The organism is Pseudomonas sp. MT3 (genome assembly GCF_054720805.1).
Map to the genome: position 1 here is coordinate 92,152 of NZ_JBTVPY010000006.1, position 23,031 is coordinate 115,182.

Sequence of the window (23,031 nt, forward strand, 5' to 3'; positions counted from 1 at the left end):
GTGTGTAGCGGACTCCGTCCGCGATGTGCCACCGGCCGGCTCGGAGCCGCCGGGAATTGATCACGGACGGAGACGCATAGCCAAGCATCGCGCGGGTGCGTGCGATCAGCCGAGCAGGAACAGCGCATTGCTGGCGAACAGCGCGGCGAACTGGCCGGCCGGCACCGGGCGGCCGAAGAGGAAGCCCTGCACCTCGTCGCAGCCGTGCTGGCGCAGGAACTCCAACTGCTCGTGGCTCTCCACGCCTTCGGCGATCACCATCAGGTTCAGGCTGTGGGCCATGGCGATGATGGCGCGGGCGATCTGCGCGTCCTGCTCGCCGTGGGGCAGGCCGTCGACGAAGCTGCGGTCGATCTTCAGCACGTCGATGGGGAACTGCTTGAGGTAGTTGAGCGAGGAGTAGCCGGTGCCGAAGTCGTCCACCGCGATGGCCAGGCCCAGGCGTTTCAGCCCGGAAAGTATCTGCATCGCCTGGGAAACATCGCTCATCAGGATGCTTTCGGTCAGCTCCAGCTCCAGGCAGGCCGGCGGGATGCCGGTGTCCTTGAGGATGCCGGCGATGCGCTCGCCGAGCTGGCCGTCGGCGAACTGCCGGGCGGAGAGGTTCACCGAAACCTTCGGCACGCGCACCTTGTCGCGGTGCCAGGCCTTGAGTTGCAGGCAGGCCTGTTCCAGCAGCCAGTCGCCGACCTGGGCCACCAGCCCGAGCTCTTCCAGGACCGGGACGAACTCCGCCGGCGGGATCAGCCCGCGCTTGGGGTGCTGCCAGCGCAGCAGGGCCTCGGCGCCGGTCAGGCGGCGGCCGTCGCCGGTGAACTGCGGCTGGTAATGCAGGATGAACTCCTCCTGCTCGATGGCGCGGCGCAGGTCGCTTTCCAGCTCCAGGCGCTCCAGGGCGCGGGCGTTCATCTCGGCCTGGTAGAACTGGAAGTTGTTCTTGCCCATCTCCTTGGCGTGGTACATCGCCGTGTCGGCGTTCTTCATCAGTTGGCTGAGCTCGGCGCCGTCCTGCGGCGAGAGCGCCACGCCGATGCTGGCGGTGACGAAGAATTCGCGGCCTTCGAGGGTGAAGGGGCGGGCGAGGCTGGCGAGGATCTGCTCGGCCACCTGGATCGCCTGGCGCAGTGCCCGTTCGCGGTCGGCCTGGCCGGGCAGCAGCAGGGTGAACTCGTCGCCGCCCATGCGCGCCACGGTGTCGTCGTCGCTGACGCAGTGGCTCAGGCGCTCGGCCACCTCCTTGAGCATGCGGTCGCCGGCGGCGTGGCCCAGGGAGTCGTTGATCGGCTTGAAGCGGTCGAGGTCGAGAAACATCAGCACCACCCACTGCTGGTGCCGTTCGGCCTGCAGCAGCGCGGTGTGCAGGCGGTCCTGGAACAGCGTGCGGTTGGGCAGGTGGGTCAGGGCGTCGTAGTAGGCCAGGCGGTGGATGCGCCGTTCGCTGGCCTTGCGCTCGCTGATGTCGCTGAAGAAGCAGACGAAGCTGACCAGGTCGCCTTCCTCGTCGTGCACGGCGGTGATGCCGACCCAGGACGGGTACAGCTCGCCGTTCTTGCGCTTCTGCAGGATCTCGCCTTCCCAGCTGCCGCTCCTGCGCAGGCTGTCCAGCACATGCTTGAGCTGGTTGGCCTCCTGGCGGTCGGCGGTGAGCAGGCGTGGCAACTGGTCCAGCACTTCCTCGGCGCAGTAGCCGGTGAGGCGGCTGAAGGAGTCGTTGATCTGCACGATGTAGCCGGCCGGGTCGGTGACCATGATGGCTGCCGTGGAGTGCTCGAACACCGTGGCGGCCATGCGCATCTCGCGTTCGGCACGGCGCTGCTGGCTGATGTCGCGGGCGACGCCGAGCAGGCCCTCGAAGCAGCCGTGATCGTCCCACATCAGGGCGATGCGCAGTTCCACCGGAATCTTGTGGCCGTCGGCGTGTATGCAGTCGAGAGTGAACAACTGCGGCTCGGTGTTCTCGCGCAGCTCGGCGAGGCGCGTGGGCTCGCCGATGGCGTCGTGCAGCCGCTCCAGCAGCGCGGTGAGGCGTTCCAGCTGCGCCGGGTTGGCGGCCACTTGCTGGAAACCGTTCTGCCGCACCCATTCGGCGTTGTAGCCGAACACCTGCTGGATCGACGGGCTGACGTAGTTGAGCCTGACCTGGGCGTCGGTGGAGACGATCACGTCGCTGATACTCTCGGCCAGCATCCGGTAGCGGCGCCCGCTCTCGCGCAGGGAGTTGTGTGCCTCGACGGTGCCGGTGATGTCCTTGGCCACGCCGATCAGACGCGCCACGCGGCCAGCGGCGTCGCGGGTGAAGGCTTGTTCGCGGATGTCGAACCAGTGCCAGCTGCCGTCGCGGTGGCGCCAGCGCAACTGGCTGTCGAGCAGCAGGCCATCGCCCACCACTTGCTGCAGGTTGCGCACGCGCCAGTAGTACTCGGCGTCGTCCGGGTGCAGCACCTTTTCCCAGAAGCGCTCGCCCATCGCGCGCAGCTCGTCGCCGTTGTAGCCGAGCTGGTGGCCGAGGTTGTGGTTGCTGAAGATTACCCGGCGCGCGGCGATGTCGTGGATGTACAGGGTGTCGGGCACCGCGCGGACCGCGTCGGACCAGAACTTCTCGCGCTCGACCAGCGACAGTTCGACCTGCTTGCGCGAGGTGATGTCGGAGAGGCTCAGGGTGACGGCGTGGAAGTCCTGGATCATCTCCGGCACGCGCAGTTGCAGCCAGAGGTGGCGCTGCTCACCCTGGCGCGTGCGGATGCAGGCTTCCAGCTCGATCATGCCGTGGCCGGCCAGGACCGCGTCGAGCACCTTGCTGCGCACACCGTCCGGGCGCATACCGGCGCTGCCGAGGAGAATCTGCCAGGCCTGTTCGGTGGTGCTGATGCCCATCAGGCGCTTGGCGACGTTGTTGATCTCGGTGATGCGCACCTGGCGCAGCAGTTGGGGCAGGTGCTCGGGATGCGCGGCGATCCACGCCTGCAGATCGCTCTGCCGGCGCAGATTGAGGTCCACCAGGCTCTGCCGCAGCGCCGACAGATCGAGCACGCAGAGGGCGACGCCGACGCCGTCGAAAATGTCCTGGTAGCGCCGCCGCGTCTCTTCGAGGATGTGCAGCGCCTGCTGTTCCTCGGTGACGTCGCGCAGCACCCAGACCTGGTCGCCTTGCGGTGGATCGCCGCGCAGCAGCCACGGCAGGTCCGGGAGGTGGAGCGTGTCGTCCAGCGGACGCCGGCTGACCGCGAACAGGCGCGGCTGCCCCGTGTGGATGACCCGGACCAGCTCGGTGCCGCCGCTGTCCGGCAGGTTGGCGTCGCCATTGAGCTGTGCGCCCAGTCCCGGCAGGAGTTCCAGCAGGTGATGGTGGTGGGCCTGGTCGGCCTGGATGCCGAACAACTGCTCGGCCTGCGGATTGAGGTAGGCGAGGCGGCCGTCGGCGCGGGTCACCAGCACCCGTTCGTCGATGGCGCCCAGTGCCTGGGCGGCCTGGCGCAGGCGTTGCCGGGAGTCGGCGGTCAGCGCGCGCAGGTTCTGTTGCTCTCGTTGCAGGCGCAGCAGGGCGCCTCCGGTGACACCGGCGAGCAACAGCAGCAGCGCCAGTTCCCCGCTCAGGCGCGGCAGCAGCGCGGCGCGCACGCGCTGGACGTCGAACAGCGGGCGCAGTTGCCAGTCGGTGTTCTTGATCGGCAGCCCGTCGAGGCTCTGTGCCTGTTCCAGTGGCGAAGCGGCGCTGAGCGGGCCGGGGCGGGAGCCGTTGGAGCGGCCCAGGACCTTCTTGCGCACCTGGTCTTCGAGGATCCACGGCGGCGTGTCGGGGCGAACCTGCGCGAGCCAGCCGCGGCGGGCGAGCTTCTCGTCCAGGCGAATGATGCTGTCGCCTTCGCCGGGCGCAGTGGCCCGCAGCCAGACGTAGAACACGCCGCCCTTGTCTTCGCTGAAGGCGTAGTGATAGTCCTGCTGTCCGCCGCGCTGGCGCAGGGTGGCGATGGCGGCGGCATCCTTGAAGCCGATGGCGGAGTCGCTCCGGGCGCGGCCATTGCGCTCCAGGCGCACCAGGCTGTGGAAGGCGGGATAGATGCGACGCAGACAGATGAGCAGGGCAGGTTCGCCTTCGACGTCGCCACGCTCGTCGCGTTGCTGGAGCAGGGCCTGCGCGGCCAGCGCCTTCAGCTCGAGGGTCAGCGACATGCGCTGGGCCAGTTGCTCGCTGTGCAGCACCACGCGCTCGCGCTCGAAGCTCTCCTGGCTGCGGAACTCCTGGTACAGCCGCCAGAACAGCAGGCCGAGCATCAGCAGGACTAGCAGCAACAGGGCGGTCCGGGTTGCCACGCGGCCAGGCCTGGCCAGGGAGTCCGGGGAAGGGCGGGGTGTTGTAGACAAGGACCTGTTACCTGGCGGCGATACGGCGGGATTCGGCGCAGCTAGGATGCCCGGAAGCTGGGCGATGTGCCAGTATCGCCGACGAGCGTCGTTTGCCCTTCCTGGCCCATTCCGGTAGCTTTGCCGCACGCGCGCGGGTGAAATCACCGCGCCACGCCTAGCGCGAAGGCCCTGAACCGGCCCTCCGCGCCCGCCGGTGGGGGCACTCCACCGTATCCGGCCAGCAGCGCCGGCGATCCGGAACCTGCCGCAGTTCGTTCCGGCCCATTCCGATCACTTTTCATCCCAGAAGTCAGGTATCCATGGCTCAATACGTCTATACCATGCATCGGGTCGGCAAAGTCGTACCGCCCAAGCGTGAAATCCTCAAGGACATCTCCCTGTCGTTCTTCCCCGGCGCCAAGATCGGCGTGCTCGGCCTGAACGGCGCGGGTAAATCCACCCTGCTGCGCATCATGGCCGGTGTCGACACCGAGATCGAAGGTGAAGCCCGCCCGATGCCCGGCATCAACGTCGGTTACCTGCCGCAGGAGCCCAAGCTCGACCCGCAGGCCACGGTGCGCGACATCGTCGAAGAGGCCGTCGGCCAGATCAAGGCCGCCCAGGCGCGCCTGGACGAGGTCTATGCCGCCTACGCCGAGCCGGACGCCGACTTCGACGCCCTGGCCGCCGAGCAGGCCAAGCTGGAAGCCATCCTCCAGGCATCCGACGGCCACAACCTGGAGCGCCAGCTGGAAGTCGCCGCCGACGCCCTGCGCCTGCCGCCGTGGGACGCGAAGATCGAACACCTCTCCGGTGGCGAAAAGCGCCGCGTGGCCCTCTGCCGCCTGCTGCTGTCCGCCCCGGACATGCTGCTGCTGGACGAACCGACCAACCACCTGGACGCCGACTCCGTCGCCTGGCTGGAACACTTCCTCCACGACTTCCCGGGCACCGTGGTAGCGATCACCCACGACCGCTACTTCCTCGACAACGTCGCCGGCTGGATCCTGGAACTCGACCGTGGCCACGGTATCCCGTTCGAAGGCAACTACTCCGGCTGGCTGGAATCCAAGGCCAACCGCCTGGCCCAGGAAGCCAAGCAGGAAGCCTCCCACGCCAAGGCCATGAAGGCCGAACTGGAGTGGGTACGCCAGGGCGCCAAGGGCCGCCAAGCCAAGTCCAAGGCCCGTCTGCAACGCTTCGAGGAACTGCAGTCGCAGGAATTCCAGAAGCGCAGCGAGACCAACGAGATCTACATCCCGGCCGGTCCGCGTCTGGGCGACAAGGTCATCGAGCTGCACAACGTCTGCAAGGGCTACGGCGACCGCGAGCTGATCGACAACCTGTCGCTGAGCATTCCCAAGGGCGCCATCGTCGGCGTGATCGGCGGCAACGGTGCGGGTAAATCCACCCTGTTCCGCATGCTGACCGGCAAGGAGCAACCGGACTCGGGCACCATCGAGATCGGCGAAACCGTGCAGATCGCCAGTGTCGACCAGAGCCGCGAAATCCTCGAAGGCAACAAGACCGTGTGGGAGCAGGTGTCCGACGGCTTCGAGCAGATCAAGATCGGCAACTACGAAGTCCCGTCGCGCAGCTACGTCGGCCGCTTCAACTTCAAGGGCGGCGACCAGCAGAAGTTCGTCAAGGACCTCTCCGGTGGTGAGCGCGGCCGTCTGCACCTGGCCCTGACGCTGAAGCAGGGCGGCAACGTGCTGCTGCTCGACGAACCGTCCAACGACCTCGACGTGGAAACCCTGCGCGCACTGGAAGAAGCGCTGCTGGACTTCCCCGGCTCCGCCATCGTGATTTCCCACGATCGCTGGTTCCTGGACCGTATCGCGACCCACATCCTCTCCTATGAGGACGACGGCAAGGTGGTCTTCTTCGAAGGCAACTACACCGAGTTCGAAGCCGATCGCAAGAAGCGCCTGGGCGACGCTGCTTCGCAGCCGCACCGTGTGCGCTACAAGAAGCTGGCGTAAGCCGCTTCTGACTGAAAACGGGGCCTTCGGGCCCCGTTTTCGTTTCCGTGCCTTTGGCTGGCCGGCTTCAGCGGTTGCGCTTGAGATCGTCCAGGGCGCGGCGCTGTTCTTCCAGTTGGCGCTGCAGTGTGTCGATTTGCCGCGCCTGGTCCTGCAGCGTGCGTTGCTGTTCTTCCAACTGGCGTGACATGCGTTGCAGGTCGTCGGTGCTGAAGTTCGACTTGTGGATCACTTCGCTGTCGAATGTATCCGCCACGAGCAGCGCGCCGGACTCGGTGAAATCGCCCAGTTTCATGGCCGCATGGGCGGGCAGGGCAAGGCTGCAGACGAGCGCGGCAAGCAGTGTGAGGGGGTGGGGAGACATCGGGGCGCTCCTGTGGAGTCAAGGACGAGTGCGATTTTCTATTGATTTTGTATACAAAAATCTGGTTTTCTTCCGGGCCGGCGAGGATGCGATTTACATAATTGCACCATAAAGATTCAGAAAAGCGTCACGTTGCACTATCTGAGTGCGACATGGATTGATAGAGTCTGCCGGCAAAAAGCATCACATAACCAGAAAATGTACCGGTGTAGACATGACCCAATCCGTTGACTCGTTCCTCGAGCGCCTCAAGCGGCGCGACCCCGATCAGCCCGAGTTCCACCAGGCGGTGGAAGAGGTGCTGCGCTCCCTCTGGCCGTTCCTCGAAGCCAACCCGCATTACCTGGAAGCCGGCATCGTTGAGCGCATCGTCGAGCCCGAACGCGCGATCCTGTTCCGCGTGCCGTGGGTGGATGACGCCGGCCGGGTGCGAGTCAACCGTGGTTTCCGCGTGCAGATGAGCAGCGCCATCGGTCCGTACAAGGGCGGTCTGCGTTTCCACCCGTCGGTGAACCTGGGCGTGCTCAAGTTCCTGGCCTTCGAGCAGGTGTTCAAGAACTCCCTGACCTCGCTGCCAATGGGTGGCGGCAAGGGCGGCTCAGACTTCGATCCCAAGGGCAAGAGCGATGCCGAAGTCATGCGCTTCTGCCAGTCGTTCATGAGCGAGCTGTTCCGTCACGTCGGTGCGGATCTCGACGTGCCCGCCGGTGACATCGGCGTCGGCGCCCGCGAGATCGGCTACCTGTTCGGCCAGTACAAGCGCCTGTCCAACGAGTTCACCTCGGTGTTGACCGGCAAGGGCCTGGCGTACGGCGGCAGCCTGATCCGCCCGGAAGCGACCGGCTTCGGCTGCGTCTATTTCGCCCAGGAAATGCTCAAGGCGCGCAACAGCGGCTTCGATGGCCAGCGCGTGGCGATCTCCGGCTCCGGCAACGTGGCCCAGTACGCGGCGCAGAAGGTGATGGAACTGGGCGGCAAGGTGATCTCGCTGTCCGACTCCGAAGGCACCCTGTTCGCCGAAGCCGGGCTGACCTCGGAACAGTGGGAAGCGGTGATGGAGCTGAAGAACGTGCGTCGCGGCCGTCTCAGCGAGATGACCGGTCCCGGCCTGCGTTTCCTCGCCGGCCAGCGTCCGTGGGCGCTCGCCTGCGACATCGCGCTGCCCTGCGCCACCCAGAACGAGCTGGACGCCAGCGACGCGCGCACCCTGCTGGCCAACGGCTGCATCTGCGTGGCCGAAGGCGCGAACATGCCGTCGACCCTGGAGGCTGTGGATATCTTCCTCGAGGCCGGCATCCTCTACGCGCCGGGCAAGGCCTCCAACGCCGGCGGCGTGGCCACCAGCGGCCTGGAGATGAGCCAGAACGCCATGCGCCTGCACTGGACCGCCGGCGAGGTGGACCAGCGTCTGCACGGCATCATGCAGAACATCCACCACGCCTGTGAGCACTACGGCGAGGAGAACGGCCGGATCAACTACGTGAAGGGCGCCAACATCGCCGGTTTCGTCAAGGTCGCCGACGCCATGCTGGCCCAGGGCGTGGTCTGACCGCTTCCCCTGCATGAAGAACGGGCCCATCGGGCCCGTTTTTCTTTTCAGCCGGCGAAGCGCGGGCTGCTCTTCGTAGGAGCGAGCTTGCTCGCGAAAAACCGCCCGATGACTTCGACGTTAGGCTGGTTCGTGAGCAAGGGCTGGGCGCCCCCCTCGGTCCTACAGGCCCATCGTCAATCCACCGGTCGCGGCGTGGTCGCGGTGCTCGGCGGCAGCAGCGGGTATTCCACCTTCGGCTGCTTGCCGGTGACGGTCTTGAGGAAGGCGACGATGTCACCGACTTCCTCGGTGTTGAGCTGCTTGCCCAACTGCGCGGTGCCCATGATCGCCACGGCTTCCTCCAGATCCCAGACCTGTCCGCTGTGGAAGTACGGCGCGGTGAGGGCGACGTTGCGCAGCGGCGCGGCGCGGAACACGTACGCGTCGTTCTGCGTCTTGGTCACCTCGAAGCGGCCCTTGTCGCCGCTGGGCAGGACCTTGCCGTCGGGCTTCTTCACCAGGCCGAACGGGAAGTACGCCTGGCCGCCCAGGTTCACGCCGTTGTGGCAACTGATGCAGCCCGAGCTCATGAAGGTCTGTAGGCCCTTCTTCTCACGGGCGTCGAGGGCATTGTCGTCGCCCTTGAGGTACAGGTCGAAGCGCGAGTCGGGGGTGATCAGGGTCGATTCGAAGGCCTGCAGGGCGCGCGCCATGTTGTCGAAGCTGACCGGTTGCTTGTCGCTGGGGAAGGCCTTTTCGAAGGAGGCGACGTACTCCGGCATGCTGCGCAGCGTGGCCTCGACGTTGTTCGGTGTGTTGTGCATCTCCACCGGGTTCTGCACCGGGCCCTTGGCCTGTTCTTCCAGGTCCTTGGCGCGGCCATCCCAGAACTGCGCAACGTTGAACACCGCGTTGAACACGGTGGGCGAGTTGCGCGCGCCTTTCTGCCAGGCGTGACCGCTGGACGCGGGGACGTTGTCGGCGCCGCCGGTGCCGACGTTGTGACAGGTGTTGCAACTGATCACGTGGCTGGCGGACAGGCGTGGCTCGAAGAACAGCTGCCGGCCCAGTTCGACCTGGTTGGGGTCGAGCGTGTCGCTGGCTTGCTCCGGAATGGGCTTGAAGAGACCGTTGGCGTGGTCGCGCAGGGCGTCGGCGTGGGCGGCCGAGGTGCTGGCGAGCATTACCAGGCTGCCCAGGACCCATTTCAGTGGCTGCATGAGGTGTTCTCCTTTCTCAGGCGGATAGTCTTCTGTTCCACGTTCTAGGAGAGGCCAGCCGGCGCAAGGCCGGCTTGATCGGGGTCAAGGACAAGGGACGCGTCTGGTGCGGGGCTTTGCCGCAGTTTCAGTTGCCGCGCAAGGCGCGCCCCAGGGCACGGTCTTTCTCTTGTTCCCAGTCGCGCTCACGGTCGCTGTTGCGCTGCGACTCATAGCGCTGGCGGTCCTGGCTGACGGACTGGGCCTGGCATTGCTGGAAACCGTCGCCCCAGCCCAGGGCGTACTGCTTGTCGGCCAGGTAGCGCGGCACGTTCTTGCGGAACTCACCGGTGATGGCGCCAGCCGCCTGACGGCCACTGCCGCAGCCGTCGTCGAAACCGTCGGCGTAGGCGGGCGGATAGCCCTGGGCGATCAGTGTCTGGTGAGTGGTTTCGCAGCCGGCCAGCGGGGCGAGCAGAAGCAGGATGAAGATGGCGCGGGGCGCCATGAAAACTCCCGTGTGCCAATGGGCGGGCGCACGCGCCGGATGGAGAGATTCGCCACCGGCAGGGTGGCGTGGCGGCACTCTATCGGGCGGTGTGTGAGGAAAGCGTCAAGCCGGTGTGATCCGCCTGTGCTACCGGTCCTTCCGTCCGCTGAAGCCGGTCTCAGCCTTTCACGCAGACCACCTGGCGCAGGGTGTGCAGCACCTCCACCAGGTCGCGCTGGGCGTTCATCACCGCCTCGATGTCCTTGTAGGCCATCGGGATCTCGTCGATCACGTCCTTGTCCTTGCGACATTCGACATGCGCGGTGGCGCGCACCTGGTCCGCCACGCTGAAGCGTTTCTTCGCCTGGGTCCGGCTCATGGTCCGGCCGGCGCCGTGGCTGCAGGAGCAGAAGGCCTCTTCGTTGCCCAGGCCACGGACGATGAAGCTCCGGGCGCCCATCGAACCGGGGATGATACCGAGCTGGCCCTTCTGCGCGGACACCGCGCCCTTGCGAGTCACCAGTACCTCTTCGCCGAAGTGACGCTCCTTCTGCACGTAGTTGTGGTGGCAGTTCACCGCTTCCAGGCTGGCATCGAACGGTTTGCGGATCACCTGCCTCGTGGCGGCGATCACGGCGCGCATCATCAGTTCGCGGTTCTGCCGGGCGAAGTCCTGGGCCCATCCCACGGCTTCCACGTAGTCGTCGAAATGCCGACTGCCTTCCTCGAAGTACGCCAGGTCCCGGTCAGGCAGGTTGGCGATGTGCTGGCGCATGTCGGCCTGGGCCAGCTCGATGAACAGATTGCCGATGGCGTTGCCGACGCCGCGCGAGCCGCTGTGCAGCATGAACCAGACGCGGTCGGCCTCGTCGAGGCAGACTTCGATGAAATGGTTGCCGGTTCCCAGGGTGCCCAGGTGATGGCGGTTGTTGGTCTTTTCCAGCCTCGGGTACTTGCCGGTGATTGCCTTGAAGCGCCCGGCCAGTGATCTCCACGCCTCATCGGCGTGCGCCGGCACGTGTTCCCAGGCGCCCTGGTCGCGGCGGCCGAAGGTCTTGCCGTGGGGCACGGCCTTCTCGATGGCGCTGCGCAGGCCGTGCAGATTGTCCGGCAGGTCGGAAGCCACCAGCGAGGTGCGCGCCGCGATCATGCCGCAGCCGATGTCCACGCCGACGGCGGCCGGGATGATCGCGCCCTGGGTAGGGATCACGCTGCCGATGGTCGAGCCCTTGCCCAGGTGAACGTCCGGCATCACGGCCAGGTGCCTGAAGATGAAGGGCATCTTCGCGGTGTTCAGCAGTTGCCGGCACGCGTCGTCCTCCACCGGCACGCCGGCAGTCCACAGCTTGATCGGCTTGCCGTGGGCGACTTCCAGCAGTTGATAGGGCGTGCTGCTCATGGGCGATTCCGGCGTTCAGCAGGCTTTCCATTGTGCGCCGGAACCGCCGGGCTCAGTAGTGGTACCAGCGCAGCTCCAGCATCACTTCGTTGACCGGCGTGGCCAGGTGGCTGAACTCGCGCTGGGCCGACAGACGCAGGCCGAGGTTGCGGCCCAGTTCGACCTGCTGGCCGAGGCTCAGGCTGCGGCGGACTTCGCCGTTGTGGAAGTAGTCGCCCTTGGCCTCGAGGGTCAGGTTGCCCAGCGGATTGCTCCACAGCAGGCCGGTGTCGAAGCCCAGCGCCGGGGCGATGGTTGCGGCGAAGTCCTGGTTGTTCTCGATCCGCGCGGTGCCCAGGGCATAGGCCTGCAGCTCGTTGCTGAGCTTCCAGCTGCCACCGGCGCCGCCGTTGAGATGGCCGACCAGGGTGTCGTGGTCATTCTCGCTGTGCTTGCCGAGCACGCGCTCCCAGCCGCCGGAAACCTGCCAGGAGAGCGGCTTGAGCAGCTCGTTGCGCGGCGTCATCGAGCGGATGGTGACCAGGTCCAGTTGCTGCAGTTGCCAGCGATTGCCCTCGTACTGGCGCAGCTTCAGCTGGCCGAGCTCGATCTGCGCACCGAGGGGGAATCCGTACTGGTTGTCGGCGAGGTCGTGATAGGCCATGCGCAGGCCGTACTGGGCGAAGGCTTCGCCATCGCGGCTGCCGGCGCCCAGTTGCCAGGTGCGCGATTCATGGCCGTCTTCCGGCTGGCCGGGGCGCTCCACGGTCAGCGCGGGCGGTGGGTTCTGGTTGATGGCCTTGAGCAGGTTGTAGCTGCGCGAGGCGATGGCCTTGTCGCGCTCCTGACCGGTGGCGCGGTAGCGCACCAGGCGGAAGGCGGTGTCCTGCACCAGCGCCTGGCGCTCGGCGGGCAGGGCCTTGAAGTCGAGGCTGTCGAGCAGTCGGTCGTCGTCCGCCATCCGGCGCGCCAGGCGTTTTTCCTCATGGCTCAGCGGCGCGCCGCGGGCGAGCAGTTCGCGCTCGCGGGAGGGGCGGTAGTCGATGCGCTCGATCATCCCGGCGTTCTCCACCGCGCGCACGGTGTCGGTGGGAATGGCGGTGAGCGGGAACTGGTCGGTGAGTTCGGTGCCGGGGCGGGCGATTTCCAACAGCTCCAGCAGGCGGAACGAGCAGTTCTCGTCGAAGAAGTAGTACTTGAAGCGAACCTGTTTGAGCTCCCAGACGTGCTCGACCATCCGCCCGGTTTCTTCAGGGCTCAGGTTGAGCCGGTATTCCCAGAGGTCGCGGTTCTCCAGGCGGCCGTACTCGGAGAGCTTCTCGCGGTACGGCACCAGGGCGAACAGGCCGGGGTAGCCGCCCATCAGGCCCTTCCAGGCGTAGAGGATGCTGTTGTCCATGCCCTCGATGTAGGCGCCGAAGTTCAGGGCATAGCTCAGCAGGGCGGTGTTGTCGGAGTCGACGTCGGCCTGGTCGATGCGCAGCAGGGTGTGGCCGAACATCGAAGACGGACTGTTCAGGTAGGCCGCGGGGAACACCAGCACCGCGCTGTGCGGATTGATGTCGGTGTACCAGGTCTTGTACTCCTGGCAGGCCACGGACGGCAGGTCGTCGAGTTGCAGTTGCTGGCGCAGCCAGCGGGTGCGCGCCGGGTAGACGCACTGAGCGTGCTTGTCGCCGAGTTCGGCAGGGGCGTAGAGCGCCTTCACGGTAGCGGCCAGTTCGGCGTCGGGGTGCTGCTCGCCATCGGCGGCGAGGAAGAACTTCGGGTCGTCGACGAAGCTGCGCCAGCCGCCCAGCCTGGCGGGCTCGTAGTGGCCCAGGGCGAGCCAGTAGGGTTCGCTGGCCAGTGCCTGCAGGCGCTGCGGGGCGATCTGTGGTGCGGCGAACAGTGAGGAGCAGGCGCACAGCGCCATCCAGGGCAACAGGCGTTTGGGCATGGAGGGGACTACTGGAAGGAGAGGAGAGAGCCCACCGTGACGGTGGGCTCGCGCGTGGCCGTCAGGCCTGTTCGGCGTACTTGGCCAGCTGGGCGTCCTGCTTCAGGACAGCCTGGGTGTTGGCGTACACGTCTTCCGCGGTGACGTCGGACTTGTTGAAGATCTGGGCGAAGTGCTGGTGGGCCACTTCGGCGAAGTGCGCGCGATCCTGCGGCTGCACGCCCAGGACTACGGCGTAGGTGGTCAGGGCTTCGCCGTTACCCTTGGCCATGTCTTCGGACAGCTCGTCCATCATGCTGCTGAGCACGATCATCGGCTTGCCGCCGTAGGTCAGCGCGCCATTGGTGTGGCAGCCGTTGGTGCCGGTGGTCATGCCGAAGGTGTTGTTGCCGCTGGTGCCGTTGGTGGTGGCCGCCAGGACGTGAGTGGCGGTGCCGCGCTGGCCCTTGAAGAGCATGTTGCCCCAGCCGCAGCCGTCGCTGCCGGGAGCGTCGGCCAGAGCGCTGAGGGAGGCGGTGGCGAGGAGGGTACCGATCAGAATCCTTTTCATCGTGTTTTCTCTCTTTTCTTGAATACGGGCAGGTGTCGCTGACAGCAAACAGCGCCGCCTGAAGCTTTTAGGAATGAGCACGGGGTGTCAAGGAAGCCGATGCGCTCCTGTGCGGCGCATTCGGGCTTGCCGCCGCTCGCCGGCAGGTTATTGATCGGCATCAGCGGCGGTTGTCTTGGAACGGGCCACACTGGAAGGAGTTCCCCTTGCAAGGAGGTCGTCATGGCCGATTTCGATCCGCGTCCGACCCTGGATCAACTGGCGGTGGAGTATTCCCGGCGTGCCGAGGCGATCCGTCGCGATCTCGGTCGGACCCATTCGCCGGACTTCGCCGAGCAGGCCCAGCAGCGGCAGAACGACGACGTCCTGCGCGCGCTGCTGGCGGAAGCGGAGGCGGGCATGCGGCTGGTCGGGCTGGCGCGCCTGCGCCTGGCGGACGGCACCTACGGCCTCTGTGCGCGCTGCGGAGAACCGATCGAAGCGCGCCGTCTGCAGGCGTTGCCGGCGGCGGAGCATTGCCTGCGCTGCGCCGATGAAGTGGACTGATACTGTCACCAATACTGCCTTGCCAGTGGCGCGCGGGGGGCGCGAGAATGCGGACAACTCTCCGCGGCCTCGCGCCGCCCGAAGCAAGGACTTCCGATGCCCGATTCCGTTGCTGCAGGCCTGCGCCTGGCGCCCGATGAACTGACCCGTCCCTTCTCCCCCGAACAATTCCCCTTCACCACCACCGACGAACTGGAGCCCTTCCTCGGCGTACTCGGCCAGGAGCGCGCGGTGGAGGCATTGCAGTTCGGCGTGGCGATGCCGCGTCCGGGATACAACGTGTTCGTCATGGGCGAGCCGGGCACCGGTCGCTTCTCGTTCGTGCAGCGCTACCTGAAGGCCGAGGGCAAGCGTCTGCCCACGCCGGCGGACTGGGTCTACGTCAACAATTTCGACGAGTCCCGCGAGCCGCGCGCCATCGAGCTGCCGCCGGGCAGCGCGGCGGATTTCGGCGCTGACTTCGATCACCTGATCGACAACCTGCTCGCCACCTTCCCCTCGGTGTTCGAGAATCCGGCCTACCAGCAGAAGAAGAGCGCCATCGACCGCGCCTTCAACCAGCGCTACGACAAGGCCCTGGACACCGTCGAGCGCCTGGCGCTGGAGAAGGACGTCGCGCTGTACCGCGACAGCGCCAACATCGCCTTCACCCCGATGAGCGAGGGCAAGGCGCTGGACGAGGCGGACTTCGCCCAACTGCCCGAAGCCGAGCGCGAACGCTTCCACGCCGATATCGCCACGCTGGAAGAGCACCTCAACGAGGAACTGGCCAGCCTGCCGCAGTGGAAACGCGAGTCCAGCAACCAACTGCGCCAGCTCAACGAGGAAACCATCACCCTGGCCCTGCAGCCGCTGCTGGCGCCACTGGTGGAGAAGTACAACAACAACTCCGGTGTCAGCGCCTACCTGCAGGCGATGCAGCTGAACCTGCTGAAGACCGTGGTCGACCAGTTGGTGGACTCGGACCGCACCGACCCGCAGCGCAAGCAGGGGCTGCAGGAGCAGTACGCCCCCAACCAGGTGATCGGCCACCATTCCACCAGCGGCGCGCCGGTGATCTTCGAGTCGCATCCGACCTACGACAACCTGTTCGGCCGTATCGAATACGCCTCCGACCAGGGCGCGCTGTATACCAGCTACCGCCAGCTGCGTTCGGGCGCGCTGCATCGCGCCAATGGCGGCTTCCTGGTGCTGGAGGCGGAGAAGCTGCTCAGCGAGCCGTTCGTCTGGGATGCGCTCAAGCGCGCGCTGCATTCGCGCCAGCTGAAGATGGAGTCGCCGCTGGCCGAACTGGGCCGCTTGGCGGCCATGAGCCTGACGCCGCAAGTGATCCCGCTGAACATCAAGGTGATCATCATCGGTTCGCGGCAGATCTATTACACGCTGCAGGACCTGGATCCGGACTTCCAGGAGATGTTCCGCGTCCTGGTGGACTTCGACGAGGACATCCCGCTGGGCGAGGACAGCCTCGAACAGTTCGCCCAGTTGCTGAAGACCCGCACCTCCGAAGAGGGCCTGGCGCCGCTGAGCAGCGCCGCCGTCGCCCGCCTGGCGACCTACAGCGCGCGCCTGGCCGAACACCAGGGACGCCTGTCGGCGCGCATCAGCGATCTGTTCCAATTGGTCAGCGAGGCGGACTTCATCCGTCAACTGGCGAACGAAGAGATGACCGACCTCGGCCACATCGAGCGCGCCCTGAAAGCCAAGGAGACCCGCACCGGACGGGTGTCCGGGCGCATCCTCGACGACATGCTGGCCGGGATCATCCTGATCGATACCGAAGGCGCCGCCGTCGGCAAGTGCAACGGCCTGACCGTACTGGAGGTCGGCGATTCGGCCTTCGGCGTGCCGGCGCGGATTTCCGCCACCGTCTATCCCGGCGGCAGCGGCATCGTCGACATCGAGCGCGAGGTGAGCCTCGGCCAGCCGATCCACTCCAAGGGCGTGATGATCCTCACCGGTTACCTTGGCAGCCGTTATGCGCAGGAGTTCCCGCTGGAGATTTCCGCGAGCATCGCCCTGGAGCAGTCCTACGGTTACGTGGACGGTGACAGTGCCTCGTTGGGCGAGGTCTGCACGCTGATCTCCGCGCTGTCGCGCACGCCGCTGCGGCAGTGCTTCGCCATCACCGGTTCGATCAACCAGTTCGGCGAAGTGCAGGCGGTCGGCGGGGTCAACGAGAAGATCGAGGGCTTCTTCCGTCTCTGCGAAGCGCGCGGCCTGACCGGTGAGCAAGGGGTGATCATCCCGCGCTCCAACGTCAGCACCCTGATGCTGGATGAGCGCGTGCTGCAGGCGGTGCGCAATGGCCAGTTCCATATCTACGCCGTGCGCCAGGCCGACGAGGCGCTGAGCCTGCTGGTCGGCCAGCCGGCCGGTGCGCCGGACGCCAAGGGCAATTTCCCGAAAGGCAGCGTGAATGCCCGCGTCGTCGAGCGTTTGAAGGAAATCTCCGAGCTCGGCATGGAAGAAGACGAGAAGGAAAAACCGCTCAAGGAAGCCGCGGCGAAGGCCAAGGCGGCCAAGTCGCCGGTGGAGAAGGAGCGCGTGCGGAAGAAGAAGGACACCGACTGAGCAGAACCTGACCAGCCGCCTCCACGCCGCGCGGGGCGTCGCCCTGGTGCTCCTGCCCCCGCGCAGTTCACATGCTTATCCACAGCCGGCGTGGATAAAACGGCGCTTTCGCGTGTCGGAACCTGGGTGTAGTCTCAAAATCAGGACCACCGCGAGGGTGCCGCTATGCCGCGTAACCTCTGCCTTATCCGCCCCTGTCTGGGGCTGACCACGCGAATCGAATGCGCGATCAGGCCGCTGGCCGGAGAGAACGGACTCTGGATGCTGTTGTGTGCCGCCGGCATGGCCGGTGCGCAACCTACCGCCATCAAGGCGCAAGGCCCGTTCTTCGGGCCCTTCGTCGCGGAGGGGGTGCTCGACGCGATTTCCGATTGCCTGGCCCAGCAGGGTTACATCGAGGCGTCCGACCCACCGATCTGGCAACTGCACCTGCAGGCCGAGCTGCGCCGTTTGAACGGTGAGCGCTGTCGCCACCTGGGGAATTATCAGTTCCGCCCGGAGTCCTGATACAGAACGTGGCCTGAGTCGCGGGGCATTCGAGGTGTCTGGCTGTCGCCGGGCGGCCCCGTGGCGGGTTACATATTTGTCCACAAAAATGCGGAACAATACTGAAATTTCCTTCAGTTATACTTCGACCCTCCAGACTAATCCCACGAGTATCATGGAACGCTTCGTCGAAAACTCCCTGTACGCCGCCCGCTGGCTGCTGGCGCCGATCTACATCGGCCTGTCGCTGGCGCTGCTGGCCCTGACCATCAAGTTCTTCCAGGAAATCGTCCACATCCTGCCGAGCATCTTCACGATTGCCGAGGCGGATCTGGTCCTGGTGCTGCTGTCGTTGATCGACATGGCGCTGGTCGGCGGCCTGCTGGTAATGGTGATGTTCTCCGGCTACGAGAACTTCGTGTCGCAGCTGGACATCGACGAAAACAAGGAGAAGCTCAACTGGCTGGGCAAGATGGACGCCAGTTCGCTGAAGAACAAGGTCGCCGCCTCCATCGTGGCGATCTCCTCGATCCACCTGCTGCGCATCTTCATGGACGCCAAGAACGTCCCGGACAACAAGCTGATGTGGTACGTGATCATCCACCTCACCTTCGTCCTGTCCGCGTTCGCTATGGGTTACCTGGACAAGGCCACGCGCCACGACCACTGAGCCCCGACAGGCGTTCCTCCAGCCGCCCGTCCGTTGTGAAACGGACGGGCGGCTGCGTTTCCGGCTTGCGGTGACGGGGGGCTGTACAAGACTTTTGCATGACGCCATGTGCAGGAGGTGCCTCATGAATCTCGAGGAACTGACCAATCGCTCCCTCGCCGGGGATATCGACGAAATCAACCTGGTGTCGCTGGAAGGCGATATCTATGTGCTCGAAGCCCGGATGGGCGGACGCTTCTATCCGATCCAGGACGTGATGGGGCATGTGCTCAGCGTGCGCTCCGTCGCCCATGCCCGCGAGGTGCTGCATGCCTTGCCGGCGGTGCCGTTCCAACTGGTGCATGCGGTGGTGCATGACGAGATGGTCGGCCTGCAGGATGAGCTCGACATCGGTGACGGCGTGCCCATCCCGCTGCACTAGGCCGGCAGCGGTGGGGGCGGCGGATCATCTGTGCTAGGCTGGCGGCCCTTTTTTGACCCCCCAGCGGAGCGCCGCCATGAGCGAACTCAACCTTTCCACCGACGAAGCCCGCGTCAGCTACGGCATCGGCCGCCAGCTCGGCGACCAACTGCGCTCGAACCCGGTTCCGGGTATGACCCTCGACGCCGTCCTGGCCGGCCTGTCCGACGCCTTTGCAGGCGCCGAAAGCCGCGTGCCGGGCGAAGCCCTGTCCGCCAGCTTCCAGGTGATCCGCGAGCGCATGCAGGCCGAAGCCCAGGCGCAAGCCGAAGCCGCCGCCGCCGTTGGCCGCGAGTACCTGGTGGAAAACGCCAAGCGCGAAGGCGTGACCGTCCTGCCATCCGGCCTGCAGTACGAAGTGCTGGTGGCAGGCGAGGGCGCCAAGCCGTCCCGCGAGGACACCGTGCGTACCCATTACCACGGCACCCTGGTCGATGGTACCGTGTTCGACAGCTCCTACGAGCGCGGCCAGCCGGCCGAGTTCCCGGTGGGCGGCGTGATCGCCGGCTGGGTCGAGGCCCTGCAACTGATGAACGCCGGCAGCAAGTGGCGCCTGCACGTGCCGAGCGAGCTGGCCTACGGCGGCCAGGCCGTCGGCAGCATCCCGCCGCACAGCGTGCTGGTGTTCGACGTCGAACTGCTGGAAATCCTCTGATTTCCTAAGGGTCGCTGCGCAGCGCCATCCTTGGCGACTGCGCAGGTAGAGGGGCGCTCAGGCGCCCCTTTGTACATCCGCCTCCCGGGCGGCGGAGCACCGACGGCGCATCCGGCGCCGCCGTAAATCGGATTGCACGCGCTTTTTGTAGGAGCGAGCTTGCTCGCGAACGGCCTAGCGCCAGCGTTGAGAGGTTCGCGAGCAAGCTCGCTCCTACAGTCTGGCGTGGCGCTCAGCGCAGCGCGCGGGCGTAACAGAACAGGAACAGATTGCGCACCAACTCCTTGAGCACCAGCGGCTCGCTGGTGGAGAGTTCCGACAGCTCCAGGCCACCCTGTTCGCGCAACTCGTCCAGCGCGTCTTCTTCCAGCACCGCGCAGACTTCCCCGGTATCCCGATGCAGGATGCGCAAATACGGGTGCGGGCGATCCAGCCAGGCGTCGATCATGTAGGTCATGGCAAGTTCCTCCGTGTAGACCGTTTGATGAGAATAATTCTTATTATCTTAATAGCAAGCCTGAATTGGAAAAATTTCACCTGGGCGACGATCTGTGGCTCCCGATCAACGGAGCGGCAATAAAAAGCCCGCCGCGGCGAACCGGGGCGGGCTTTTGCGGAGCGTTGGATCAGTGCGTGCGGGCGACGGCGAACTCGGCCAGTTCGGTCAGCGCGGCGCGGTACTCGTTGTCCGGCAGCGCCTTCAGGCAGTCGATGGCGCGGGCCGCGTACTCGCGGGCGAGGTTGGCGGTGTAGTCCAGGGCGCCGGCGGCCTCGACGGCAGCGCGGATGCCTTCCAGGTCCTGGCTGCCGCCTTGCTGGATGGCCTTGCGCACCAGGCTGGCCTGTTCCGGCGTACCGTCGCGCATGGTGACGATCAGCGGCAGGGTGGGCTTGCCTTCGGCGAGGTCGTCGCCGACGTTCTTGCCCAGGCTGGCGGCGTCGCCACGGTAGTCGAGCAGGTCGTCCACCAACTGGAAGGCGATACCCAGGGCATCACCGAACAGGCGCAGCGCCTCGGATTGCTCCGGCTGGGCGTTGGCCAGCGCGGCGGCGCTGTGGGTGGAGGCTTCGAAGAGCATCGCGGTCTTGCCGCGGATGACTTCCATGTAGGTTTCTTCGGTGGTGCTGGCGTCGCGGACCTTGGACAACTGCAGCACTTCGCCCTCGGCGATCACGCGGGTGGCCTGGGAAATGATGCGCATGACCGGCATGGAGCCCAGTTCGACCATCATTTCGAAGGAGCGTGCATAAAGGAAGTCGCCCACCAGCACGCTCGGTGCGTTGCCCCACTGGGCGTTGGCGGTAGCGCGGCCGCGGCGCAGGCCGGAGGCGTCGACCACGTCGTCGTGCAGGAGGGTGGAGGTGTGCAGGAACTCGATGGTGGCGGCCAGCAGTTGCAGGTCATCGCCCGAGTAGCCCAGGGCCTTGCCCGAGAGCAGCACCAGCAGCGGACGCAGCCGCTTGCCGCCGGCGGAGATGATGTAGTCGCCGATCTTTTCCACCAGGGGAACGCGGGAAGTGAGTTGGCGACGAATGATGCCGTCGACGGCGGTGAAGTCGTCCGCCACCACGCGATAGAAAGCCTGGGGTTGCATCAAAGACAGCGCTCCTCGTAGATTGCGCGGCATGCTAGGTGCCGGGGTTGGGGCTGTCAAGGCAAGGCCCCATGAGGCTTGATCCGGGGCATTGGTTTGCGTACAATCTCGGCCCCGAACTTCCCTGGCATACCCTGCCTTACGCAATTGCACGGGCGTCCCTTCCGGCCCCATGCAGCCATGCCGACCGATTCCTCTTTCTATAAAGCGTCGGGTGAGCAGGTCTAACGGAGACATCCAGATGTACGCAGTAATTGTTACTGGTGGCAAGCAATACAAAGTCACCGAAGGCGAATTCCTCAAGGTCGAGAAACTCGACGTCGCCACCGGCGAAGCGATCAACCTGGATCGCATTCTGCTGGTCGCCAACGGCGATGACGTCAAGATCGGCCTGCCGGTGGTAGAAGGCGCGAAAGTGACCGCAGAAGTGGTTTCCCACGGTCGTCACGACAAAGTGCGCATCATCAAGTTCCGCCGCCGCAAGCACCACATGAAGCGTCAGGGCCACCGCCAGTGGTTCACTGAAATCAAAATCACCGGCATCCAGGCCTAATTCCTTTTCAGGAGATTGACTCATGGCACACAAAAAAGCTGGCGGTAGTACCCGCAACGGCCGCGATTCCGAAAGTAAACGCCTTGGCGTGAAGCTGTTCGGTAGCCAGGCTGTCAAAGCAGGCAACATCATCGTGCGTCAGCGCGGTACCCAGTTCCACGCTGGTTACGGCGTTGGCATGGGCAAGGATCACACCCTGTTCGCGAAAATCGACGGCGTGATCAAGTTCGAAGTGAAAGGCGCCTTTGGCCGTCGCTATGTAAGCGTTGTCGCTGCCTAAGCGAGCTCTCACTGAAAAAGCCCTGTCTCGCGACGGGGCTTTTTTGTTTCTGGCGTTTCCGGGCGAGGTGCTGTCGGTTCGGGCGTTTGCGCGGACTTGGCTGTATCCTATGCTCCTTTTCTTATTTTCAACCCGCAGGTGCTGCGGGAGGCGTTCGCAATGAAATTCGTCGACGAAGTATCCATCCACGTGAAAGCCGGTGACGGCGGCAACGGCCTCATGAGCTTCCGCCGCGAGAAGTTCATCGAGAAAGGCGGTCCCAACGGCGGTGACGGTGGTGACGGCGGCTCGGTGTTCCTCGAGGCCGACGAGAACCTGAATACCCTGGTGGACTACCGCTATACCCGCCGTTTCGATGCCCAGCGTGGCGAGAACGGCGGCAGCAAGGATTGCACCGGCGCCAAGGGTGACGATCTCGTCCTGCCCGTGCCGGTCGGTACCACCATCATCGATGCCAGTACCCAGGAAATCATCGGTGACCTGACCGCTGCCGGTCAGCGCATCATGGTTGCCCAGGGCGGCTGGCACGGCCTGGGCAATACCCGCTTCAAGTCCAGTACCAACCGTGCGCCGCGCCAGACCACTCCGGGCAAGCCCGGCGAGGCGCGTGACCTCAAGCTGGAGCTGAAAGTACTGGCGGACGTCGGCCTGCTCGGCCTGCCGAACGCCGGCAAGAGCACCTTCATTCGCGCGGTGTCCGCCGCCAAGCCGAAAGTCGCCGATTACCCCTTCACCACCCTGGTGCCGAACCTGGGCGTGGTCAGTGTCGGCCGCTTCAAGAGTTTCGTGGTTGCCGATATCCCTGGCCTGATCGAAGGTGCCGCCGAAGGCGCCGGCCTGGGTATCCGCTTCCTCAAGCACCTGGCGCGTACCCGCCTGCTGCTGCACATCGTCGACATGGCGCCGCTGGACGAGAGCGACCCGGCTGATGCCGCGGAAACCATCGTCCACGAGCTGGAGAAGTTCAGCCCGGCGCTGACCGAGCGTGACCGCTGGCTGGTGCTGAACAAGATGGACCAGATCCTCGAGCCCGAGGAGCAGGAGCGTCGCAAACAGGCCGTGGTCGAGCGCCTGGGCTGGGAAGGTCCGGTCTACGTGATCTCCGCCCTGGAGCGTGAAGGCACCGAGGCGCTGAGCCAGGACATCATGAAGTACCTCGACGAGCGCACCCTGCGCATCGAGGAAGAACCGGCCTACGGCGAAGCCCTGGCGGCGCTGGATCAGCGCATCGAAGACGAGGCCCGTGCCCGTCTGCAGGCGCTGGACGATGCCCGTGCACTGCGTCGCGCCGGCCTGAAGAATGCCGACGATGTGGATGACGATGATTTCGAGGATGACGAAGACGACGGCGACGGGCCGGAAATCTTCTACGTGCCTTGATCGGAGCGGCGCTCGCCGGTCCGGATGAAACGTGTGAAGCCTGACTTCTAAG

Annotated in this window: 20 protein-coding genes; 11 read left to right on the top strand and 9 right to left on the bottom strand. The window is 65.5% G+C overall.

Annotation, left to right across the window (positions count from 1 at the left end; genetic code table 11):
- Positions 1-105: 105 nt before the first annotated feature.
- On the bottom strand, positions 106-4,272 hold the full coding sequence (locus ACYCAX_RS08100) for an EAL domain-containing protein (RefSeq protein WP_460247814.1): 4,167 nt from the start codon (positions 4,270-4,272) through the stop codon (positions 106-108).
- Between the two features lie 392 nt (positions 4,273-4,664).
- Here ACYCAX_RS08100 and ettA point away from each other — a divergent pair, with 392 nt between their 5' ends.
- Positions 4,665-6,329, top strand: a complete 1,665-nt coding sequence (ettA, locus tag ACYCAX_RS08105) for an energy-dependent translational throttle protein EttA (protein WP_294973878.1) — start codon at positions 4,665-4,667, stop codon at positions 6,327-6,329.
- Between the two features lie 67 nt (positions 6,330-6,396).
- Here ettA and ACYCAX_RS08110 read toward each other — a convergent pair whose 3' ends face one another.
- Positions 6,397-6,693 (bottom strand): prefoldin domain-containing protein, encoded by a 297-nt coding sequence (locus ACYCAX_RS08110; protein WP_294973875.1) that lies wholly within the window; start codon positions 6,691-6,693, stop codon positions 6,397-6,399.
- Between the two features lie 214 nt (positions 6,694-6,907).
- Here ACYCAX_RS08110 and gdhA point away from each other — a divergent pair, with 214 nt between their 5' ends.
- The gene (gdhA, locus tag ACYCAX_RS08115) at positions 6,908-8,242 is read left to right on the top strand and encodes an NADP-specific glutamate dehydrogenase (RefSeq protein WP_015475669.1); all 1,335 of its coding nucleotides are present in this window, start codon (positions 6,908-6,910) and stop codon (positions 8,240-8,242) included.
- Between the two features lie 176 nt (positions 8,243-8,418).
- On the opposite strand, the gene ACYCAX_RS08120 is transcribed toward gdhA, so the two are convergent.
- The 5 genes from ACYCAX_RS08120 to ACYCAX_RS08140 form a co-directional block, all read right to left on the bottom strand.
- The gene (locus ACYCAX_RS08120) at positions 8,419-9,444 is read right to left on the bottom strand and encodes a cytochrome-c peroxidase (protein ID WP_015475670.1); all 1,026 of its coding nucleotides are present in this window, start codon (positions 9,442-9,444) and stop codon (positions 8,419-8,421) included.
- A gap of 127 nt (positions 9,445-9,571) precedes the next feature.
- Positions 9,572-9,931: a hypothetical protein gene (locus ACYCAX_RS08125; protein ID WP_015475671.1), complete on the bottom strand. Its 360-nt coding sequence runs from the start codon at positions 9,929-9,931 to the stop codon at positions 9,572-9,574.
- Positions 9,932-10,091: 160 nt separating this feature from the next.
- On the bottom strand, positions 10,092-11,312 hold the full coding sequence (locus ACYCAX_RS08130) for an RtcB family protein (RefSeq protein ID WP_460247766.1): 1,221 nt from the start codon (positions 11,310-11,312) through the stop codon (positions 10,092-10,094).
- A 52-nt stretch (positions 11,313-11,364) separates the two neighbouring features.
- Positions 11,365-13,230: an Lnb N-terminal periplasmic domain-containing protein gene (locus ACYCAX_RS08135; RefSeq protein ID WP_460247767.1), complete on the bottom strand. Its 1,866-nt coding sequence runs from the start codon at positions 13,228-13,230 to the stop codon at positions 11,365-11,367.
- A 61-nt stretch (positions 13,231-13,291) separates the two neighbouring features.
- On the bottom strand, positions 13,292-13,780 hold the full coding sequence (locus tag ACYCAX_RS08140; protein WP_015475674.1) for a DUF3015 domain-containing protein: 489 nt from the start codon (positions 13,778-13,780) through the stop codon (positions 13,292-13,294).
- 222 nt (positions 13,781-14,002) lie between these two features.
- Here ACYCAX_RS08140 and ACYCAX_RS08145 point away from each other — a divergent pair, with 222 nt between their 5' ends.
- The 6 genes from ACYCAX_RS08145 (at position 14,003) to ACYCAX_RS08170 (ending at position 19,171) form a co-directional block, all read left to right on the top strand.
- On the top strand, positions 14,003-14,326 hold the full coding sequence (locus tag ACYCAX_RS08145) for a TraR/DksA family transcriptional regulator (RefSeq protein WP_015475675.1): 324 nt from the start codon (positions 14,003-14,005) through the stop codon (positions 14,324-14,326).
- A 96-nt stretch (positions 14,327-14,422) separates the two neighbouring features.
- Complete coding sequence (locus tag ACYCAX_RS08150) at positions 14,423-16,900, top strand: Lon protease family protein (protein ID WP_294973858.1); 2,478 nt, start codon at positions 14,423-14,425, stop codon at positions 16,898-16,900.
- Positions 16,901-17,065: 165 nt separating this feature from the next.
- Positions 17,066-17,407, top strand: a complete 342-nt coding sequence (locus ACYCAX_RS08155) for a PA4575 family protein (RefSeq protein WP_460247768.1) — start codon at positions 17,066-17,068, stop codon at positions 17,405-17,407.
- 154 nt (positions 17,408-17,561) lie between these two features.
- On the top strand, positions 17,562-18,056 hold the full coding sequence (locus ACYCAX_RS08160) for a TIGR00645 family protein (RefSeq protein ID WP_015475678.1): 495 nt from the start codon (positions 17,562-17,564) through the stop codon (positions 18,054-18,056).
- Between the two features lie 124 nt (positions 18,057-18,180).
- A complete protein-coding gene (locus tag ACYCAX_RS08165; protein ID WP_015475679.1) occupies positions 18,181-18,477 on the top strand; it encodes a DUF6482 family protein in 297 nt (98 codons plus the stop codon).
- Positions 18,478-18,553: 76 nt separating this feature from the next.
- On the top strand, positions 18,554-19,171 hold the full coding sequence (locus ACYCAX_RS08170) for an FKBP-type peptidyl-prolyl cis-trans isomerase (protein WP_460247769.1): 618 nt from the start codon (positions 18,554-18,556) through the stop codon (positions 19,169-19,171).
- A gap of 232 nt (positions 19,172-19,403) precedes the next feature.
- On the opposite strand, the gene ACYCAX_RS08175 is transcribed toward ACYCAX_RS08170, so the two are convergent.
- Positions 19,404-19,628, bottom strand: a complete 225-nt coding sequence (locus ACYCAX_RS08175; protein WP_015475681.1) for a PA4570 family protein — start codon at positions 19,626-19,628, stop codon at positions 19,404-19,406.
- 169 nt (positions 19,629-19,797) lie between these two features.
- Positions 19,798-20,766, bottom strand: a complete 969-nt coding sequence (locus ACYCAX_RS08180; protein ID WP_015475682.1) for a polyprenyl synthetase family protein — start codon at positions 20,764-20,766, stop codon at positions 19,798-19,800.
- A 241-nt stretch (positions 20,767-21,007) separates the two neighbouring features.
- On the opposite strand from ACYCAX_RS08180, the gene rplU reads away from it, so the two are divergent.
- The 3 genes from rplU to cgtA all read left to right on the top strand — a co-directional run bounded on the left by rplU (position 21,008) and on the right by cgtA (position 22,979).
- A complete protein-coding gene (rplU, locus tag ACYCAX_RS08185) occupies positions 21,008-21,319 on the top strand; it encodes a 50S ribosomal protein L21 (RefSeq protein ID WP_015475683.1) in 312 nt (103 codons plus the stop codon).
- A 22-nt stretch (positions 21,320-21,341) separates the two neighbouring features.
- Positions 21,342-21,599 carry a 50S ribosomal protein L27 gene (rpmA, locus tag ACYCAX_RS08190; RefSeq protein ID WP_009617551.1) on the top strand — a complete coding sequence of 86 codons (258 nt, stop codon included), beginning with the start codon at positions 21,342-21,344 and terminating at the stop codon, positions 21,597-21,599.
- Between the two features lie 159 nt (positions 21,600-21,758).
- On the top strand, positions 21,759-22,979 hold the full coding sequence (gene cgtA, locus ACYCAX_RS08195) for an Obg family GTPase CgtA (RefSeq protein WP_015475684.1): 1,221 nt from the start codon (positions 21,759-21,761) through the stop codon (positions 22,977-22,979).
- Positions 22,980-23,031 lie beyond the last annotated feature (52 nt).

Coding starts and splice junctions, on each gene's coding strand:
- ACYCAX_RS08180 (WP_015475682.1), bottom strand. CDS start 20,766: ATGCAACCCCAGGCTTTCTATCGCGTGGTGGCGGACGACTTCACCGCC.
- ACYCAX_RS08170 (WP_460247769.1), top strand. CDS start 18,554: ATGAGCGAACTCAACCTTTCCACCGACGAAGCCCGCGTCAGCTACGGC.
- ACYCAX_RS08155 (WP_460247768.1), top strand. CDS start 17,066: ATGCCGCGTAACCTCTGCCTTATCCGCCCCTGTCTGGGGCTGACCACG.
- ACYCAX_RS08120 (WP_015475670.1), bottom strand. CDS start 9,444: ATGCAGCCACTGAAATGGGTCCTGGGCAGCCTGGTAATGCTCGCCAGC.
- ACYCAX_RS08160 (WP_015475678.1), top strand. CDS start 17,562: ATGGAACGCTTCGTCGAAAACTCCCTGTACGCCGCCCGCTGGCTGCTG.
- rplU (WP_015475683.1), top strand. CDS start 21,008: ATGTACGCAGTAATTGTTACTGGTGGCAAGCAATACAAAGTCACCGAA.
- ACYCAX_RS08145 (WP_015475675.1), top strand. CDS start 14,003: ATGGCCGATTTCGATCCGCGTCCGACCCTGGATCAACTGGCGGTGGAG.
- rpmA (WP_009617551.1), top strand. CDS start 21,342: ATGGCACACAAAAAAGCTGGCGGTAGTACCCGCAACGGCCGCGATTCC.
- ACYCAX_RS08110 (WP_294973875.1), bottom strand. CDS start 6,693: ATGTCTCCCCACCCCCTCACACTGCTTGCCGCGCTCGTCTGCAGCCTT.
- ACYCAX_RS08130 (WP_460247766.1), bottom strand. CDS start 11,312: ATGAGCAGCACGCCCTATCAACTGCTGGAAGTCGCCCACGGCAAGCCG.
- ACYCAX_RS08100 (WP_460247814.1), bottom strand. CDS start 4,272: ATGCTCGGCCTGCTGTTCTGGCGGCTGTACCAGGAGTTCCGCAGCCAG.
- ettA (WP_294973878.1), top strand. CDS start 4,665: ATGGCTCAATACGTCTATACCATGCATCGGGTCGGCAAAGTCGTACCG.
- ACYCAX_RS08150 (WP_294973858.1), top strand. CDS start 14,423: ATGCCCGATTCCGTTGCTGCAGGCCTGCGCCTGGCGCCCGATGAACTG.
- ACYCAX_RS08165 (WP_015475679.1), top strand. CDS start 18,181: ATGAATCTCGAGGAACTGACCAATCGCTCCCTCGCCGGGGATATCGAC.
- ACYCAX_RS08135 (WP_460247767.1), bottom strand. CDS start 13,230: ATGCCCAAACGCCTGTTGCCCTGGATGGCGCTGTGCGCCTGCTCCTCA.
- ACYCAX_RS08125 (WP_015475671.1), bottom strand. CDS start 9,931: ATGGCGCCCCGCGCCATCTTCATCCTGCTTCTGCTCGCCCCGCTGGCC.
- ACYCAX_RS08175 (WP_015475681.1), bottom strand. CDS start 19,628: ATGACCTACATGATCGACGCCTGGCTGGATCGCCCGCACCCGTATTTG.
- cgtA (WP_015475684.1), top strand. CDS start 21,759: ATGAAATTCGTCGACGAAGTATCCATCCACGTGAAAGCCGGTGACGGC.
- ACYCAX_RS08140 (WP_015475674.1), bottom strand. CDS start 13,780: ATGAAAAGGATTCTGATCGGTACCCTCCTCGCCACCGCCTCCCTCAGC.
- gdhA (WP_015475669.1), top strand. CDS start 6,908: ATGACCCAATCCGTTGACTCGTTCCTCGAGCGCCTCAAGCGGCGCGAC.